The organism is Seohaeicola zhoushanensis, assembly GCF_014656415.1.
GTDB lineage: Bacteria > Pseudomonadota > Alphaproteobacteria > Rhodobacterales > Rhodobacteraceae > Seohaeicola_A > Seohaeicola_A zhoushanensis.
In genome coordinates this window covers 172,351-189,107 of the sequence record NZ_BNCJ01000007.1, presented here as the reverse complement: position 1 = coordinate 189,107, position 16,757 = coordinate 172,351, and the positions used below count along the sequence as shown (strand labels likewise).

Here is a 16,757-nt window from a genome sequence, read left to right as displayed (position 1 = left end):
CGTGCGAGATGTCCTGCCCGGCGAAGCGGATCGCGCCCTTTTCCAGCGCGCCCTCTTCGAGGTGCAGCGTGCCGGTCACGGCCTTGAGCAGCGTCGACTTGCCCGCGCCGTTCGAGCCCAGCAGGGCGACGACGCTGCCCTCGGGCACGGACAGCGAGACATCGCGCACCGCTTCTATGGCGTTGTCATAGACGATCTGCGCATTGGTGATCCCGAGCAGGGGGGTGGTCGTCTCTGCCCGTTCCGCTGCCATGCGAAGCATCAACCGGCGCCGCCGGACAGATGTGCTGGATGTGTCATGAACATCTGGCTCCTCCTCCCCAGGGGCGCCTTTCGGTTGCCCCGAGCCCATTCTCCGTCCGATTGGACGGTTTAATATATGAGTAACATAAACCAAAAGGATTGCAATAAGGGTGCGGGAAAAAATAAACCGGCGGTCCGGTCTGATTATTCCCGACTGGGAAGGCTGGCAGTGCTTCCTGGACGGCGTGTTGCGGTGCGCGGCCCGCCTTCGTTCAGTCATGGCGGAGTGCGGATGGCAAGGAATGAGCCTGTACGGGCGAATCACGGCGGAACGGAAGCCGGCGCTCCTGGTCGATGGCGGGACTGCTGCCTGCAGTTCGCGAGTCGATTCGCCGTCGGAAACGGAATTGCCGATGTGGCGCGGTTACGATAAACAAAACCGGATGGACGGTTTGATAATCGCGCGTGGGTGCCCGGTTGCCGCCGGTCCGCACTGCATGGAAGGGATGTCATGACCAGACCGGGACCGCTCGCGCATCTTCGGATCATCGAAATGGCGGGGCTTGGTCCCTGTCCGCTGGCGGGGCAGTTGCTGGCCGACCTGGGCGCCGAGGTGACGGTGATCGACCGCGCCTCGGGCAGGGCCGATCCGGCCGATATCAACCGCCGCAACAAGCGGTCGGTGGCGCTGAACCTCAAGTCGGGGGCGGGCCGCGCGGCGGCGCTGCGGCTGATCGCGGCGGCCGATGTGGTGCTGGAGGGATTCCGGCCCGGCGTGATGGAGAAGCTGGGGCTGGGGCCCGAGGCCTGCCAGGCCCGCAATCCCGGCCTGGTCTATGGCCGCATGACCGGCTGGGGCCAGACCGGCCCGATGGCGCATCTGGCGGGGCACGACATCAACTACATGTCGCTCTCGGGTGCGCTGGCGGCGATGGGGCCGGCCGACCGCCCGCCGATGCCGCCGTTGAACCTGGTGGCCGATTACGGCGGCGGCACCATGTTCCTGATCTTCGGAGTGCTGGCGGCGCTGCTGGAGCGGCAGGTCTCGGGCCAGGGGCAGGTGGTCGACGCGGCCATCGTCGACGGGGTGCCGGCGATGATGGGGGTGTTCCACTGGATGCTGTCGGGCGGCCAGTGGGAGGTTCAGCGCGAGCGCAACATGCTCGACGGCGGGGCGCCGTTTTACCGCTGCTATGAGACCAGCGACGGCAAGGCCATCTCGGTCGGCCCGATCGAGCCGCAGTTCTTCGCCGAGATGTGCGCGAAGGCGGGGCTGGAGCATGTCCCGCCGCGCGAGCAGATGGACAAGGCGAACTGGCCGCGCCTGTCCGACGCCTATGCCGAGGTGTTCCGGACCAGGACGCGCGACGAATGGGCCGAGCTCTTTGCCGGCAGCGATGCCTGCGTCGCGCCGGTGTTGACCTTCGACGAGGTCGAGGCGCATCCGCACAACGCGGCGCGGGGCGTGTTCTTCCGGCAGAACGGCGTGCTGCAGGCCGCCCCGGCGCCGCGCTTTGACCGCACCCCGGCGGGGCCGGTCGCGCCGCCCCATGCGCCGGGCGCGGACAGCGCCGAGGTGCTGGCACAGGCGGGCTATTCGGCCGCGGAAATCGAGGCCATGCGGACGGAAGGGGCGATCAGCTGATCGCCCTCACATCCGCTTGGCGACCTCTTCCAGCATGACCTCGGTGGCGCCGCCGCCGATGCGCAGGATGCGGGCGTCGCGGGCCATGCGTTCGATCGGGGTGCCGCGCATGTAGCCGGTGCCGCCGTGCAGTTGCAGGCAGCCGTGGACCACCTCGTGCAGGATCTCGGGGCCGACCGATTTGATCATCGCGGTCTCGCGGCTCACCGCCTGGCCGGCGTCCAGCGCGGCGGCGGTCTGGTAGGTGAGGGCACGGATCATCGCGGCCTTGGAGGCCAGATCGGCCAGCCGCTGCCGAGTCGCCTGCTGTGCCCAGAGCGATTTGCCGAAGGCCTGGCGGGCGCGGACATAGTCGAGCGTCAGCTCGATCGCCCTGGCGCCTTCGCCGGCGCAGAAGGCGCCGATCATCAGGCGTTCATGCTCGAACCCCTGCATGATCGCGTAGAAGCCCCGGTTCTCGGCGCCCAGCATGTTTTCGGCGGGGACGCGCATGTCCTCGAAGACCAGCTCGGCGGTGTCCGAGCAGAGCCAGCCGTGCTTGTCGAGCTTGCGCGCCACCTTGTAGCCCGGGGTGTCGGTCGGCACGATGAAGAGCGAGATTCCGCGTGCGCCGGCCTCCAGCCCCTCGGTGCGGGCGCCGAGAATCAGCAGGTCGCCATAGACGGCGTTGGTGATGAACATCTTGGTGCCGTTGATCACCCAGTGGTCGCCGTCGCGCACCGCCTTGGTGCGGATGCCCGCCACGTCCGAGCCGGCCCCCGCCTCGGTCACGCCGATGGCGCAGACCTTGCGGCCGGCGATCAGGTCGGGCAGGAACTTTGCCTTCTGCTCGGGGGTGCCGACGCGGGTGATGTGGCTGGCCGACATGTCGGTGTGCACCGTCACCGAGGCGGTGAAGCCGCCGAAGGTCGAGCGGGAGAGTTCCTCGCCGAAGACGACCGAGGCCAGCGCGCCCATTTTCGTGCCGCCGTATTCCTCTTCGTGCTGCATCCCGAGCAGCCCCATGTCGCCCAGCTTGCGGAACATCTCGCGCGGGATCTTGCCCTCGGCCTCCCAGCTTTCGCCGTTGGGGGCGACTTCGCGCTCCACGAAGCGGCGGACCTGTTCGCGCAGCATCCGCAGTTCCTCGGTCACGAAGACCGGGTCGTTCAGGCGAAACCCGGCGCCGGACAGCTCTTGTCCCTGCTGGTGGCTCATGTTCATTGCGGCTCCTCCTGCGCGTCGTCCGGCCCCGGCGAAGCGGGGCTGGGGCGATTGATGGCACATGTTCGCGCGGGACGCCAGATAAAGCGAACGGCTGTACGGTTTATTTATATGCGCGGGCGGGACCGTGCCGACGCAAGCCTGCCGCGTGTCGATTCGGGCGGACCGGTTGGCGGCCTGCCAGATGTGGCCGTCTGTGCGCAGAGTCGAGTTGCCGTCAGGCCTTCGCAAAGGAGAGGCGCAAATCTTGCGGCGGGCGGATTGACTTCCGAGGGAGTTCAATTAAAAAGATGGTCGTCCGGTTTTTGAAAGAGCGATCCGCAGGCTCCCACGAGGCGTCGCGGCCGAGCCCGAGAAAGGGGAGAAGGATGGACGGAGGTTTCAAGTCCAGGTGGGACGAACTGATCCAGCCTGGCCGCGTGCACGGGTCGCTTTACTATGACCAGGACATCTTCAAGGAAGAGGTCGAGAAGATCTGGTTCACCACCTGGGTCTATATCGGCCATGAAAGCGAGGTGCCCGAGGTCAACGACTTCGTCACCAAGTCGATCGGGCCGATGCCGGTGCTGATGGTCCGCGACATGAACGGCGAGATCCAACTGCTGATGAACCGCTGCCCGCATCGCGGCAACGCGGTCTGCGTGCAGGACAAGGGCAACCGGGCGCGGTTCACCTGCCCCTATCATTCCTGGACCTTCGCCAATACCGGCGAGCTGGTGAACTATGCCTTTCCCGAGGGCTACAAGGGCGTCGACAAGTCGGAACTGGGCCTTGGCAAGGTCACCCGCGTGGCGAGCTATCGCGGCTTCGTCTTCGGCTCGATGGCCGCCGAGGGGCCGTCGCTGGAGGATCACCTGGCAGGGGCGAAGCGCACCATCGACCAGCTGTGCGACAACTCTCCCACCGGCGAGATCGAGATCAGCGCCGGGTTCCTGAAGCACCGCACCCGCGCCAACTGGAAATTCATCCTCGAGAACGAATGCGACGGCTATCACCCGGCCTTCGTCCATTCCTCGATCTTCTCGGTCTCGGACAGCGCCATCGGTGACCTGTACGGCGACAAGGCGGTCGCGGTGACACGGGGTCTCGGCAACGGCCATACCGAGGTCGATCCGCGCCCCGAGTTCCGCCGCCGCGACGTGCCGCTGAGCTGGTTCGGCACCACCGAGGCGAAGCTGCCCGACTACGTGCGCCAGATGAACGAGGCCTATGGCCCCGAGCGGGCGCGCCAGATCATGATCGACGGCTCGCCCCACGTGATGATCTTTCCGAACCTGTTCATCGCCGAGATCCAGATCTTCGTGATCCAGCCGGTGGCGGCCAATGAATCGATCCAGCATTCCACCGCGATCCAGTTCAAGGGCGCGCCGGATATCAACCGCCGCCTGCGGCAGCAGACCATGGGCTCGGTCGGGCCGGCCGGCTTCCTGCTGGCCGACGATACCGAGATGTACGAGCGCAACCAGCGCGGGCTGGAAATCCGGCAGCCGGAATATCTCTACCTCAAGCGCGGCGAGCATCGCGAGCGGCTCGACGAGGACGGCTATCCGATCGGCCATTCCACCGACGACCTGCCCTCGCGCGAGATCTGGAAGCACTACCGCAAGATGATGGAAGCGAAATGAGCGAGATGGACGAGATCGACGGCCCCGACATCCTGAGGGAATGGGTCGGCGCGCCGCGTGTCTACGAGAAGAGCTTCAACCCCGAGCTTTACCACGAGGTGCAGCAATTCATCTTCCGCGAGGCGCGGCTGCAGGACATCCACGACTATGACGCCTGGGAGGCGCTCTGGACCGAGGATGCGCTCTACTGGGTGCCGGCCAACGGGACCGATACCGACCCCGAGCGGCAGATGTCGCTGATCTACGACAACCGCTCGCGGATCGGGCTGCGGGTGCGCCAACTCAAGACCGGGCGGCGGCATTCGCAGACGCCGCCCTCGCAACTGGCGCGGGTGATCTCGAATTTCGAGTTCCTCAAGTCGGGCAACGACGACATCAAGGTCATGTGCAACGCGCAGATCTTCGAGACCAACCTGCGCGGCGACACCATGTGGGCCTCGCGCAACGAATATACCTTGCGCCGCGTCGATGGCGCGCTTCGGATGGCCTACAAGAAGGTCGTGCTGATCAACAACAACAAGGCGATCTACACGCTGTCCTTCCTCGTCTGAGGAAGGGAAGGGGGAGGGACGAGTGTTTCAGGGCGAAGAGACCATCGTGGCCGAAGGGCCCGTGCTGCTGACCTATGGCGAGGGCATCGCCAACATCCAGCTGAACCGGCCGGATGCGGGCAATGGCTTCAACATCGAGCTGATGCGTGCGCTGCAGGATGTGACCATGCGGGTGCATGGCGACCGCCGGGTGCGGGCGGTGATCCTGTCGGGAAACGGCAAGCTGTTCTGCGCCGGGGGCGACGTGAAGGAATTCGCCGCCAAGGGGGCGGGTCTGCCGGATTACCTGCGCATGGCGACGGCCTATCTGCAGGTCTGCGTCTCGGGGCTGGTGAACCTGGAGGTTCCGGTGATCGCCAAGGTCCACGGCTGTGCCACCGGCGGCGCGGGGATGGGGCTGGTCTGCTGCTCCGACCTGGTGATCTGCGGCAAGAGTGCCCGGTTCATGGCCGGGGCCACGCGGGTCGGCATGGCGCCGGACGCGGGGGCGACGGCGCTGCTGTCGAAGATCGTCGGGTTTCGCCGGGCGATGGAGCTGGTGCTGACCAACCGTTTCGTCGAGGCCGCCGAGGCCGAGCGGATCGGCCTCGTGAACCGGGTCGTGCCGGATGCCGAGCTTGACGCCGAGGTGCTGGCGCTCGCCCGCCAGATGGCCGCGGGCGCGCCGCGGTCGCAGGGGGCGACCAAACGGCTGATGTGGAACGGCATCGGCCGCGGCTTCGAGGCGAGCCTGCCGGACGAGGCGCGCGAGGTCTCGGCGCTGTCGGGCACCGCCGATGCGCTGGAGGGGCTGGCGGCGGTGATCGCCAAGCGCGCGCCGCAGTTCCGGGGCGAATGATGGAGCTGGCTGCGCGGCTGTCGGGCCTGTCGGCCATGGTCACCGGCGGCGCCAAGGGGATTGGCGCGGCCATCGTGCGGCGGCTGGCCGCCGAGGGCGTGCGGGTCGCGATCTTCGACCGCAACGCCGAGATCGCGCAGGCTCTGGCCGAGGACTGCGGCAACGGCGCCTCGGTGGCGGCAGTCGACCTGACCGATTTCGCGGCGGTGCGCGCGCAGATCGCTTTGCAGGGGCCCTTCGACATCGCGGTGAACAATGCCGGCGTCGACCAGCACGCCTTCTTCACCCGCACCACCGAGGAGGACTGGCGGCGCCTGCTGGCCATCAACCTCGAAGCGGTGTTCAACGTCACCCAGGCGGTGCTGCCGGCGATGCAGGAGCGCGGCTTTGGCCGGATCGTCAACATCGGCTCGGAAGCCGGGCGGATGGGGTCCCGCGGGGGATCGGTCTATGCGGCGGCCAAGGGCGGGCTGATTGCCTTCACCAAGTCCATCGCCATGGAGAACGCGCGCTATGGCATCACCGCCAACACCGTGGTGCCCGGCCCGATCGATACGCCGCTGCTGCGCCGCGCGGTCGAGGGCGGCGGCGAGAAGCTGTTGCAGGCGATGGAGAACGCCACCCTGCTGCGCCGCCTTGGCACGCCCGACGAGGTCGCGGCGGCAGTGGCCTTCCTCGCCTCGCGCGAGGGTGGCTACGTGACCGGCGAGACGCTGGGCGTCTCGGGCGGCATGGGCATCGCGCAGGCCTGACGGTCAGGGCGCGAGCCGGTCGCGCAGGAAGGCCCCGATGGCGGCAATCGAGGCCCTGGCCTCGGCCAGTTCCGGGAAGACCTGGAAGTGGTGGATCATCTCGGGCCAGACGGCGAGGTCGACGGATCCGCCCGCCGCGCGGACGCGCTCGGCCAGCAGCTCGGAATCGCCCAGCACCGTCTCGTGGTCACCGACATGCACCAGGATCGGCGGCAGGCCGGACAGGTCGCCGTTGATGGGCGAGGCGAAGGGCGCGGCGGGGTCGCCGTCGCGGCCGAGGTAGGTCTTCACCATCATCAGCACCTTGGCGCGCTGCGTCAGCGGGTCGAGCGCGGCGCGGCTGTCATAGCTCTCGCTGCGCGCCTCCATGTCGAGCCAGGGCGACAGGAAGGCGATGGCGGCGGGCATCGGCAGGCCGGCTTCGCGCGCCTTGAGCAGGGTGGCCAGCGCCAGCCCGGAGCCGGCGGATTCCCCGGCGATGGCAAGCCGTTCCGGCGGAATGCCCTGGTCGAGCGCCCAGCGGTAGACGGTGAAGGCATCCTCCAACGCCGCCGGAAAGCGGTGCTCGGGCGCGAGGCGATAGTCGAAGCCGAGCACGCGCGCGCCGCTGGCGGCAGCGATATCCGCCATAAGCGGCCCGTGCGAGAGCATCGACCCCATCTGGTAGCCGCCGCCATGGCAGTAGATCACCACCGCCTCGCCGGTGCCGAACCAGCCCGCCGGCACGCCGCCGGCATCGACCGGCGTGAAGGCCGCCCTGCGCCCGCCCGAGACCAGTTGGGCAAAGCCCTCGCGCATCTCGTCGAGCGTGGTGCCACGCCCCCACTGGCCGATGGTGTCGGTAATGCGGGCCAGCACCGCGTCGATGGGTTTCCCGCTCATCCCCGCGGCCTAGTCGCGCAGGAAGCCGTGCAGGAAGACGTCGAAGACATGGTCGGCATACTCCGCCGGCGTCACCGGGCCCTCGGGGTCGAACCAGGCATAGGTGTAGTTCAGCGAGCCGAGCAGCGACATGGCATAGGTGGTGGCGGATTTCGGGGTCATCCGGTGCGAGGTGTCGAGCCGGGCCAGCGCATCGCGCACCACGGCGACGATCTTGCGCTGCGAGGCGCCGATCTCGGCCTGGAGCGGCGCGTCGAGCTGGTTCCAGTCGTTCAGCAGCACGATCTGTTCGGCCTTGTTGACGGCGTTGATCTCCATGATCTGCCGGACCACCGCGCGCAGGTGTTCCTTCGGCTCCAGCCGCTGCTCGCCGATGGCCTCGAGCTCGTGCAGCATGGTCGCGACATGTTCGCCCACGATCTTGCCGAGGATCTCTTCCTTGGACTCGAAGTAATGGTAGAGCGCGCCCCGCGACGACCCGCAGGCATTGGCGAGGTCGACGATGGTGGCCGTCGAGAAACCCTTCTCGGCGAAAAGCCTGGCCGCGGTGCGCAGGATCTTCTCGCGGATTTCGGGGTAGTCCTTGGATTGGGTGCGGGCCATGTTTCTCCGTTCGAACGTTCAGCCTGGCTCTGCCGCCTCTGTGCGGCGGACACCAGACCATTTCGCTCGCAAAAACTCAATATCCGATCTTGCCGGGGGCCGGACGGACACTTGCGTCGAGCGGGCTGTGATGGAATAATAAACCGTCTATCCGGTTTTTGACAACCGGAAATGGCCGGGAATCATCAGCGGCGACCAGCGGGAGGAAAGTATGGAAACCGACACGACATTCGACGCGGTGGTCGTCGGAGCGGGGGCGGGCGGCTGCTGCGCGGCGGCGCGGCTGGCGGCGGCGGGGCGGCGGGTGCTGCTGATCGACGATCACGCCTGGCTGGGCGGGCGCGCGGGCACCGAGGTGATCGACGGGTACCGCGTCAACATGGGGGCCATCGCGCTCGAACCCGGCGGGGTCTTCGAGGAGACCTTCGCGCTCTGCGGCGCGCCGCTCGACATCCGCGAGCCTAAGCCCGCGGCGGTGTTCTACCTCGACCGCAAGGTTGTGGATGTCTCCAGGGGCGGGCTGGGCCTGCTGCTGGGCGGCATCACCAAGCAGGCCTCGAAGGTGCTCGATCAGTTCGCCCAGGCGCGCAGCGGCAGCCTGCCCGACGGGCGGCAGTCGACCGAGGACTGGCTGAACGGCTATACGAAGAACCAGACGGTGCACGCGATCTTCCGCAACCTCTGCGCGGCGATCTTTGCCATGAACGCCTCGGAAATCCCGGCACGGGCCTTCCTGACCTATTTCACCTCGAAGGGGGCCTTCAAGCGCTTCGGCTTCCACCCCGAGGGGACCATGGGCGCCTGGCAGGCGCTGGCCGATGCGGTGGAGCGCCTGGGCGGCGAGGTCTGGCTGAGCGCGCCGGCCGAGAAGATCGAGGTCGAGAACGGCCGCGCCCGTGCGGTGCTGGTCCGCAGAGGCGGCGCGTTGGTGCGGATCGAGGCGGAGACCATCATCACCAACTGCGGCCCCAAGGCGACGGTGGCGCTGGCGGGGGCCGAGCATTTCACGGCCGACTACGTACGCCAGACGCAGGAGCAGCTGAAGCCGGCGGCCAATATCGTCTACAACTTCGCCTCGCGCGAGCCGCTGATGAGTGCGCCGGGGATCATGACCTTCGGCAAGACCCGGCGGCTGTGCAACATGGCCAACCTGACCGCGACCTGCCCGGAACTCGCGCCCGAGGGCTGGCACCAGTATGTCGCCTATGCCGTGCCGAAGCCGGCTCTGGGCGATTTCGACAGCGAGGCCGAGGTGGCCGAGGGCATGGAGGACCTGCGCGAGCAGTTCCCCGGCTTCGACGACAAGGTGAAGATGCTCTCGGTTCGGGTGATGCGCGACGACTGGCCGGCGCAGCGGTCGGGCGCGGGCTATGACATGGACCAGTTCACCGGGATCGACGGCCTGTGGTGTGTCGGCGACGCGGTCAAGGTCTATGGCAACGGCGGCACCCAGGCCTGTGCCGAGACAGCCAAGATCGTGGTGGAGAAGGTGCTGGCCGGGGTCGCCGCGCCGGCGTGAGGGGACTATCTGGCCGGGCCTTGTGCCCGTGCCAGCGCCTCGCGCAGCTCGGGGTGGGCGATGGCGAGCAGCCGTTGCCGCCGCTCGGACAGGGTCGCGCCGCGCAGGTCGGCCACGCCCTGCTCGGTGACGATGATCCCGGCATCCGCGCGGGCCAGGCTGGCCGGGCCGTTCAAGGCCGGAACGATGGCCGAGACCAGCTGCCCGTCGCGGCCGCGATGGGCCGAGGGCAGGGCGATGATCGGCAACCCGCCGTCCGAGGCAGCCGCCCCGCGGGCGAAATCGGTGGCCCCGCCCACCGCGCCGACATAGGCGCCTCCGGCGGTCTCGGCGTTGACCTGCCCGGTCAGGTCGACCTCGATGGCCGAGTTGATCGCGGTGAAGCGGTTGAGCGAGGCCAGCACCGACAGCGCATGGGTGTGGCTGGTGGGGGCGAGCCGGATCACGTCGGTCTCGCGGCAGAGCCGATGCGTGGCTTCGGCGCCGGCGATCAGCCCGGCGGCGGCAAAGCCTTCGTCCCGCCCCTTGCGCGCATTGTCGATCACCCCGGCCTCGGTCAGCCGCGCCAGCCCCTCGACGTAGAGGCCGGTATGCACGCCGAGGTGGCGATGCTGCCCGAGCGCGTCGAGAATCGCCGCCGGCAGCGCACCGAGGCCGATCTGCAGCGTGGCCCCGTCCGGCACCAGAGCGGCGACATGGGCGGCAATTGCGCGGTGGGTGTCGTTGGGCGCGGCCTCTGGCGGCGCGGGCACGGGGCGCGAGACCGGCACCACCACGTCGATATCCCCGGGCGCGATGGTCACCAGGCCGGGGGTGGGCGGCACCTGGTCGTTGACCTCGGCGATCACCAGCCGGGCCGAGCGCAGCAGCGGCCAGAGATATTCGCAGGCGAGGCCGAAGCTGAACCCCTGCGGCGTCGGCGCAAGCTGGAGCAGCAGCACGTCGATCCGCCCGGCAAGGAAGCGCTCGAAGCCCGAGTAATGGATCGGCAGGATGTCGAGGCTGCCGGCCCGGTGCAGCAACCGGTTGCTCCCGGTGCCGCAGTAAGAGGTGAAGCGGATCGAGTCTGCATGAGCCGCATCGACGGTTGCGTTCCAACTGACCCCTACAAATGCCCCGATACCGCCAAGCGCGTGGCGCTGGGCCATCAGCGCCGTGGTCAGCGTCAGCGGTTCCGCCGCAGCCTGGCCCCAGCAGACCGTCTCGCCGGGGCGGATCAGCCCGGCGAGGTCGAGTTGGTCGGGGGCGATGATGCGGGGCATCAGGCCAATTCGAAGATCGCGGCCATGCCCTGGCCACCGCCGATGCACATGGTCTCGAGCCCGTAGCGCGCGCCGCGTCGCTTCATCTCGTGCAGCAGCGTGGTCATGATCCGGCTGCCGGTTGCGCCGATGGGATGGCCCAGCGAGATGCCCGAGCCGTTGACGTTCAGCCGCGCGTCGTCGGCGTCGAGGCCCCATTCGCTCAGCACCGAAAGCACCTGGCAGGCAAAGGCCTCGTTCACCTCGATCAGATCCATCTGGTCGAGGCCGAGGCCGGTTTTCTTCATCACCCGCGCGGTCGAGGGCACCGGGCCGATCCCCATGCGCGAGGGGTCGCAGCCCGCCGCCGCCCAGCCGGCGACAAACGCGATTGGTTCGAGGCCGAGTTCGGCCAGCTTGTCCTCGGCCACGACCAGGCATGCGGCGCAGGCGTCGTTCTGCTGGCTGGCGTTGCCGGCGGTCACCACGCCGTCCTTCATGATCGCGCGCAGCTTGCCGAGGGATTCGGGAGTGCTGTCGGCGCGGATGCCCTCGTCCTCGGCCACCACCAGCGGATCGCCCCGGCGCTGCGGCAGGGCGACAGGCACCACCTCGTCGGCGAAGCGGCCGTCGGCCCAGGCGGCGGCGGCCTTGCGGTGGCTGCCGGCGGCAAAGACGTCGCAGGCCTCGCGGCTGATCTGGTAGTCGCGGGCCAGGTTCTCGGCGGTTTCGACCATGCCCGAGATCACTCCGAAGCGGTCGACCGGCTGCGAGCGTTCGCGGCCCCGGTCGAGCCGGTCGTAGAACATCGCCGAGCCCGCGCGTTTGCCCCAGCGCATGTCGGTGGCGTAATACTCGATCCGGCTCATGCTTTCGATGCCGCCGGCCAGCACCACGTCGCAGGCGCCGCTTTCCACCATCATCGCCGCCGTGGCGATGGATTGAAGCCCGCCGCCGCAGCGCCGGTCGAGCTGCATCCCCGGCACCTCGATCGGCAGCCCGGCCGAGAGCGCGATCCAGCGTCCGACGCAGGGGGTTTCGCTGTTGGCATAGGACTGGGCGAAGACCGCGTCCTCGATCAACGCGGGGTCGATGCCGGACCTATCGAGCACGGCCTTGACGATGGTGGCGCCCAGGTCCTCGACCGGCAGGTCGCGGAAGGCGCCGCCGAAACGGCCGATGGGGCTGCGCAGGGGCGCGACGATGGCGGCGCGTCGGGTCATGATGGGTTTCCTCGGTGGATGTGGGCCGTGCCGGGCAGGGGCCCGGCGTGAATGGAAGGGATCACACCGGATCCCAGGTGAAGACGTGTTCGGAGCGTTCGAGCGGAAAGAACTGCGCCGCCATCGCCGGCAGGGCGTGGTCGAGCACCGTCTCGGGCGTCCAGCCCTCGCCGCGATGCACCGAGCGCAGCGGGCGCGGCTGGCTCATCAGCATGATCTCGTTGTTCCTGACGGCGAAGATCTGGCCCGAGGGCGCCCGTTCGTCGCCCGACAGCAGCGAGATCGCCAGCGGCGCGATCTTTTCCGGCACCATCTGCTTGAACTTCTCGACTCGCGCGATCTGCTCGGGCGTATCGGTGGGCAGCGAGCTGGTCATCCGGCTCCAGGCGAAGGGGGCAATGCAGTTGGACTTGACCCCGAAGCGTTCCATGTCGAGCGCGATCGACTTGGACAGCGCGGCGATGCCCATCTTGGCGGCCATGTAGTTGGCCTGGCCGAAGTTGCCGATCAGCGCCGAGGTCGAGGTCATGTGCACGAAGGCGCCCGAGCCCTGGTCCTTGAAGATCGCGGCGGCGGCGCGGCTGACGTTGTAGGTGCCGTAGAGGTGCACCTTGACCACCGAGTCGAAGCTCTCGTGGCTCATCTTGTGGAAGAAGGTGTCGCGCAGGATCCCGGCGTTGTTGATGACGCCGTCGAGCCGCCCGAAGGCGTCGGTCGCTGTGCGCACGATGGCCTGCGCCTCGCCGGGGTCCGAGACCGAATGGGTCGAGGCGACGGCGCGCCCGCCGGCGGCCTCGATCTCGCGCACGACCTTCTCGGCGGCGCCAAGGTCGTCGGCCTCGCCGCTCAGCGAGACGCCGATGTCGTTGACCACGACCGCCGCACCGGCCTTCGCGGCCTCGATGGCAAGCGCCCTGCCGATGCCGCCGCCGGCGCCGGTGACGATGATGACCTTGTCTTTTAGCACTGGAATCCTCCTGGGTTGCTTCCTAAAATAAAACCGGACGGTCGGCATATGCAACAGCAAGCACGCCGGGAGGAGAGAAGATGACGGATGCGGAACTCTGGACGTTCGACAGGTTCGAGGAGGGGCGGGCCGCGCCCGCTGTCGAGGTGGTTCTGGACGCGGCCAAGCGGGCGGAATGGGAGGCGGTCTTTGGCACTCCAGGCGCGCTGCCCTCGCGCGGGTTGCTGGCCGTGGCGATGACCCAGGGTTTCATCGGCGCCTTCCAGCCGCGCCCCAGGGGCAATGTCCACGCCGGGCAGGTGCTCGACTACACCGGGGTCCGCCCGGCCTGGGGCGATACGCTGAGCGTCACCGTCGCCTGCGCCGCCAGAGAGGTGAAGAAGGGCCGCAATTGGATCGACTTCCGCGCCGAATTGCGCTGCCGCGACGAACTGGTGCTGACCGGCACCTACCGCATCATCTGGGCTGCCTGAAAGGATGACCATGACCGCTCCGGATCACCTGCAAGAGATGCGCCTGGAAACCTCGCCCGAGGTGACGGCAGCCTATGCCACTCTCAGTCACGATCACAACCCGCTGCACCTCGACCCGGCCTTCGCGGCGCAGACGGCCTTCGGCGCGCCGATCATCCATGGCAGCATGGCGATGGCGCTGCTGCTCGAGTCGGTCGAGCGCAGCCTTGGCGCGGACGCGGCGGCCCGGCTGGAGATCCGGTTCACCGCGCCGGTGAAGGTCGGCGAGACCATCGTCGCCGGGGGCGAGCGGCAGGAGGACGGCAGCCATGACCTCTGGGTGCGGACCGAGGGCGGAACGGTGGCGGTGACGGGCAGGCTGCAGCCGCCGGGCGAGGTCTGCATGGCCGAGCTTGACCGCGACCTGACCGAGGGCGTGCTGCGCCTGACGATGAACGTGCCGGGCAAGAAGAACGCCCTGACAGACACCCTGCGGGCCCAGCTGCGCGAGGCGCTGATGGCGGCGCAGGATGACCGCGCCGTGAGGGCCATCGTGCTGGCCGGGGCCGGCGGAGCCTTCTGTTCGGGCGGCGATATCTCGGCGATGACCAGCGATCCCGAGGTGGCGCGGCGGCGGATGACAATCCTGCACGACGTGGTGCGGCTGCTGGTCTCGGGCACCCGCCCCGCCGTCGCCGCCGTCACCGGCCCGGCCTTCGGCGCGGGGTTCTCGCTGGCGCTCTGCTGCGACCAGGTGATCGCCGACGACACCGCCCGCTTCTGCGCCTCCTTCGCGCGGGTCGGGCTGCCGCCCGACCTGGGGCTCTGCTGGACCCTGCCGCGCCGCGTGGGCGATGCGGCGGCGCGCCGGTTGCTGCTCTCGGCGCGGATGGTCGAGGCGCCGGAGGCCGGTGCGCTGGGCATCTCCGACGAGACGGTTGCGCCCGAGGCGCTGCTCGGTGCCGCCCATGCCCGCGCGCTGGAGCTGGCCGCCTTCACGCAGGAGAGCAAGGGCCACGTCAAGGCGCTGATCACCGCGGCCGGCGGCGGGCTCGACGCGACGCTCGAGCGCGAGATGCAGTCCTACCTGGCCCTGCTCGCCTCGCCCGAGCACAGGGCCGCGCGCGAGGCTTTCCTCGACAAGTCGCGGGGGCGGGCCGGGTAAGGCTGGGTGCATCACGTCGCGGGTGCCGCCCCAAACTGCTTGCGCGGATCACGGGACTGATGCGCGAAGTCCGCAATTTGGCTGGAGAATCCGACCAGCCCGCTGTTGTGCTGTCGCGCAGGCAAGCCATTAACTATTGTTAACGCGGCGGCACTTGCCTGGTCGGGAATCTTCTGTCTCCCGCGTTCGGCACCGCCCCAACCATATGGGGAAGGATAATTGAGCAAGCCATCCGCGGAGAGCCAGCAGGAAGACCCTCCGAAGCGCCGCAAGGTAGGGAGACCACGCAACGAGACACGCAGCGCCGAATACGAGGAACGAAAACGGTTGATCGTCGAGGCTGCCGCGAATGTCTTTCGCGAGAAGGGCTATGATGGCGGGTCGCTCGACGATGTGGCCGAGGCGCTCGATATTCGCAAGGCGTCGCTCTACTACTATATCAATTCCAAGGCCGAACTGGTCGGGCTGGTGTTCGAGACCGCGATGGACGGCGCCCGCGAGGACATCGACCGGATCGTGCTGATCGAGGATCCCGTCGACCGCCTCCGCGCGCTGGTCGAGCACCAGATCGGGAGGGTGATCTCGGACCTCAGCCATTTCAGCGTGTTCTTCGACCACATCGGCTTCACGAAGGAGAGCAGTGCCAAGTCGGAGAGGCTGCGGCAGCTGGAGCGGTCCTATGTCGAGGCGTTCAGCCAGACCGTCGAGCGGGCCATCGCCGAAGGCGTGCTGCCCGACGTCGACCCGCGCTATGCCACGCGGGCCATCATGGGCATGACCTGCTGGACCTACAAGTGGTTCGATCACGACCGGCACGACGGCGCGGCACTCTCCGAGACCTGCCTGCAACTGCTGCTCGGCACGGGTCAGGCGGTGGGGCGGCAGGGCTGAACTGCCCCCCTCGCGGGCCAGGGTCCGGACGGGTGTGTCCCTGGCGGGGCGCGCCCTGCAAAGTCATGCGTGCAGAGGCCGCGCCGACGTGATACCGGGCGCAGACTCCCTGGGCCCGAGAAAGGACGCATCATGAAGACCACCCCCGAACAGGCGCGGACCGCCGCGCGCTTGCTGGTCGAGGCCGGCGCGCTCCAGTTCAACGACGAGGTGCCCTTCACCTATACCTCCGGCCTGCGCGGCCCGGTCTATGTCGACTGCCGCCGGCTGATCGCCTTCCCGGCGATCCGCGGCGCGCTGATGGACATGATGGTCGAACAGCTGAAGGATGAACCCTTCGACGTCATCGCCGGCGGCGAGACCGCGGGCATCCCCTTCGCCGCCTTCGTGGCCGAGCGGATGAACCTGCCGATGGCCTATATCCGCAAGAAGCCCAAGGGCCATGGCCGCGGCGCGCGGATCGAGGGCATCGTCAACCCCGGCGACCGCGTGCTGCTGGTCGAGGACATGGCGACCGACGGCGGCAGCAAGGTCTCCTTCGTCGAGGCCGTGCGGGAGGCCGAGGGCGTCTGCAACCACTCGGCCGTGCCCTTCTTCTATGGTAGCTTCCCCGGCGCCGACGAGCGCCTGGCCGAACATGGCATCACCCTGCACCGGCTCTGCACCTGGGCCGACGTGCTGGCGCTCTGCGAGGACGAGAAGCGGCTGAGCCCCGAGCGCATCGCGTCGATCCGCGCCTTCCTCGACAATCCCGACGGCTGGCGCGCCGAGCGCGGCTTCGCCTGATACGAGACTTGCGCCGGGCCAGCCGTGACAGCGCGGCCGGCCCGGCCTCCCCTTGACGCCTCACCCGGAATCGACCATTTTCCCCGCAGGGCCCCACGGGCCCTGAAACATGGCGACCGGGCCCCTCTGGCAAGTGTCTGCGGCACATTTGCGATGTCGGCGCTGAAACAT

General features: G+C 68.4%; 17 protein-coding genes. 10 read left to right on the top strand and 7 right to left on the bottom strand.

Going from position 1 to position 16,757, the window contains the following annotated elements:
• Nucleotides 1–262 (bottom strand): ATP-binding cassette domain-containing protein (locus tag IE266_RS14235; RefSeq protein ID WP_189680762.1); only part of this gene is annotated, 262 nt, incomplete at its 3' end.
• 492 nt (nt 263–754) lie between these two features.
• Here IE266_RS14235 and IE266_RS14230 point away from each other — a divergent pair.
• A complete protein-coding gene (locus tag IE266_RS14230; protein WP_189680761.1) occupies nt 755–1,888 on the top strand; it encodes a CaiB/BaiF CoA transferase family protein in 1,134 nt (377 codons plus the stop codon).
• Nucleotides 1,889–1,894: 6 nt separating this feature from the next.
• Here the strand turns inward: IE266_RS14230 and IE266_RS14225 are convergent, their stop codons facing one another.
• Nucleotides 1,895–3,091, bottom strand: a complete 1,197-nt coding sequence (locus IE266_RS14225) for an acyl-CoA dehydrogenase family protein (RefSeq protein ID WP_189680760.1) — start codon at nt 3,089–3,091, stop codon at nt 1,895–1,897.
• Nucleotides 3,092–3,459: 368 nt separating this feature from the next.
• On the opposite strand from IE266_RS14225, the gene IE266_RS14220 reads away from it, so the two are divergent.
• From IE266_RS14220 to IE266_RS14205, 4 genes are read left to right on the top strand one after another with little or no spacing between them, the layout of a single operon-like run.
• Complete coding sequence (locus tag IE266_RS14220) at nt 3,460–4,716, top strand: aromatic ring-hydroxylating oxygenase subunit alpha (protein WP_189680759.1); 1,257 nt, start codon at nt 3,460–3,462, stop codon at nt 4,714–4,716.
• Nucleotides 4,713–5,267, top strand: a complete 555-nt coding sequence (locus IE266_RS14215) for an aromatic-ring-hydroxylating dioxygenase subunit beta (protein WP_229864122.1) — start codon at nt 4,713–4,715, stop codon at nt 5,265–5,267. Before IE266_RS14220 ends, IE266_RS14215 begins: the two co-directional genes overlap by 4 nt.
• 22 nt (nt 5,268–5,289) lie before the next feature.
• Nucleotides 5,290–6,105 (top strand): enoyl-CoA hydratase/isomerase family protein, encoded by an 816-nt coding sequence (locus IE266_RS14210; RefSeq protein ID WP_229864120.1) that lies wholly within the window; start codon nt 5,290–5,292, stop codon nt 6,103–6,105.
• Complete coding sequence (locus IE266_RS14205) at nt 6,105–6,857, top strand: SDR family NAD(P)-dependent oxidoreductase (protein WP_189680758.1); 753 nt, start codon at nt 6,105–6,107, stop codon at nt 6,855–6,857. The genes IE266_RS14210 and IE266_RS14205 overlap by 1 nt, the downstream gene beginning before the upstream one ends.
• A gap of 3 nt (nt 6,858–6,860) precedes the next feature.
• Here IE266_RS14205 and IE266_RS14200 read toward each other — a convergent pair whose 3' ends face one another.
• Both IE266_RS14200 and IE266_RS14195 read right to left on the bottom strand, forming a co-directional pair.
• Nucleotides 6,861–7,739 carry an alpha/beta hydrolase gene (locus IE266_RS14200; protein WP_189680757.1) on the bottom strand — a complete coding sequence of 293 codons (879 nt, stop codon included), beginning with the start codon at nt 7,737–7,739 and terminating at the stop codon, nt 6,861–6,863.
• Between the two features lie 9 nt (nt 7,740–7,748).
• Entirely contained in the window at nt 7,749–8,342 is a 594-nt protein-coding gene (locus IE266_RS14195) for a TetR/AcrR family transcriptional regulator (RefSeq protein WP_189680756.1), read from the bottom strand.
• 211 nt (nt 8,343–8,553) lie between these two features.
• Here IE266_RS14195 and IE266_RS14190 point away from each other — a divergent pair, with 211 nt between their 5' ends.
• A complete protein-coding gene (locus IE266_RS14190; RefSeq protein WP_189680755.1) occupies nt 8,554–9,861 on the top strand; it encodes a phytoene desaturase family protein in 1,308 nt (435 codons plus the stop codon).
• 5 nt (nt 9,862–9,866) lie between these two features.
• Here the strand turns inward: IE266_RS14190 and IE266_RS14185 are convergent, their stop codons facing one another.
• The 3 genes from IE266_RS14185 to IE266_RS14175 all read right to left on the bottom strand — a co-directional run bounded on the left by IE266_RS14185 (nt 9,867) and on the right by IE266_RS14175 (nt 13,292).
• Nucleotides 9,867–11,123 (bottom strand): acetyl-CoA hydrolase/transferase family protein, encoded by a 1,257-nt coding sequence (locus tag IE266_RS14185; RefSeq protein ID WP_189680754.1) that lies wholly within the window; start codon nt 11,121–11,123, stop codon nt 9,867–9,869.
• Entirely contained in the window at nt 11,123–12,325 is a 1,203-nt protein-coding gene (locus tag IE266_RS14180) for an acetyl-CoA C-acetyltransferase (protein ID WP_189680753.1), read from the bottom strand. Before IE266_RS14180 ends, IE266_RS14185 begins: the two co-directional genes overlap by 1 nt.
• Before the next feature lie 61 nt (nt 12,326–12,386).
• Nucleotides 12,387–13,292 carry an SDR family NAD(P)-dependent oxidoreductase gene (locus IE266_RS14175; protein WP_308434595.1) on the bottom strand — a complete coding sequence of 302 codons (906 nt, stop codon included), beginning with the start codon at nt 13,290–13,292 and terminating at the stop codon, nt 12,387–12,389.
• Between the two features lie 80 nt (nt 13,293–13,372).
• Here IE266_RS14175 and IE266_RS14170 point away from each other — a divergent pair, with 80 nt between their 5' ends.
• The 4 genes from IE266_RS14170 (at nt 13,373) to IE266_RS14155 (ending at nt 16,586) form a co-directional block, all read left to right on the top strand.
• Nucleotides 13,373–13,765, top strand: a complete 393-nt coding sequence (locus tag IE266_RS14170; RefSeq protein WP_189680751.1) for a hotdog family protein — start codon at nt 13,373–13,375, stop codon at nt 13,763–13,765.
• 10 nt (nt 13,766–13,775) lie between these two features.
• A complete protein-coding gene (locus IE266_RS14165) occupies nt 13,776–14,909 on the top strand; it encodes an enoyl-CoA hydratase-related protein (protein WP_189680750.1) in 1,134 nt (377 codons plus the stop codon).
• A gap of 219 nt (nt 14,910–15,128) precedes the next feature.
• Nucleotides 15,129–15,800 carry a TetR/AcrR family transcriptional regulator gene (locus IE266_RS14160; protein WP_189680749.1) on the top strand — a complete coding sequence of 224 codons (672 nt, stop codon included), beginning with the start codon at nt 15,129–15,131 and terminating at the stop codon, nt 15,798–15,800.
• 132 nt (nt 15,801–15,932) lie between these two features.
• Complete coding sequence (locus IE266_RS14155) at nt 15,933–16,586, top strand: orotate phosphoribosyltransferase (protein WP_189680748.1); 654 nt, start codon at nt 15,933–15,935, stop codon at nt 16,584–16,586.
• The last annotated feature ends 171 nt before the right edge of the window (nt 16,587–16,757 follow it).

Coding starts and splice junctions, on each gene's coding strand:
- IE266_RS14230 (WP_189680761.1), top strand. CDS start 755: ATGACCAGACCGGGACCGCTCGCGCATCTTCGGATCATCGAAATGGCG.
- IE266_RS14225 (WP_189680760.1), bottom strand. CDS start 3,091: ATGAACATGAGCCACCAGCAGGGACAAGAGCTGTCCGGCGCCGGGTTT.
- IE266_RS14220 (WP_189680759.1), top strand. CDS start 3,460: ATGGACGGAGGTTTCAAGTCCAGGTGGGACGAACTGATCCAGCCTGGC.
- IE266_RS14215 (WP_229864122.1), top strand. CDS start 4,713: ATGAGCGAGATGGACGAGATCGACGGCCCCGACATCCTGAGGGAATGG.
- IE266_RS14205 (WP_189680758.1), top strand. CDS start 6,105: ATGGAGCTGGCTGCGCGGCTGTCGGGCCTGTCGGCCATGGTCACCGGC.
- IE266_RS14200 (WP_189680757.1), bottom strand. CDS start 7,739: ATGAGCGGGAAACCCATCGACGCGGTGCTGGCCCGCATTACCGACACC.
- IE266_RS14195 (WP_189680756.1), bottom strand. CDS start 8,342: ATGGCCCGCACCCAATCCAAGGACTACCCCGAAATCCGCGAGAAGATC.
- IE266_RS14190 (WP_189680755.1), top strand. CDS start 8,554: ATGGAAACCGACACGACATTCGACGCGGTGGTCGTCGGAGCGGGGGCG.
- IE266_RS14185 (WP_189680754.1), bottom strand. CDS start 11,123: ATGCCCCGCATCATCGCCCCCGACCAACTCGACCTCGCCGGGCTGATC.
- IE266_RS14180 (WP_189680753.1), bottom strand. CDS start 12,325: ATGACCCGACGCGCCGCCATCGTCGCGCCCCTGCGCAGCCCCATCGGC.
- IE266_RS14170 (WP_189680751.1), top strand. CDS start 13,373: ATGACGGATGCGGAACTCTGGACGTTCGACAGGTTCGAGGAGGGGCGG.
- IE266_RS14165 (WP_189680750.1), top strand. CDS start 13,776: ATGACCGCTCCGGATCACCTGCAAGAGATGCGCCTGGAAACCTCGCCC.
- IE266_RS14155 (WP_189680748.1), top strand. CDS start 15,933: ATGAAGACCACCCCCGAACAGGCGCGGACCGCCGCGCGCTTGCTGGTC.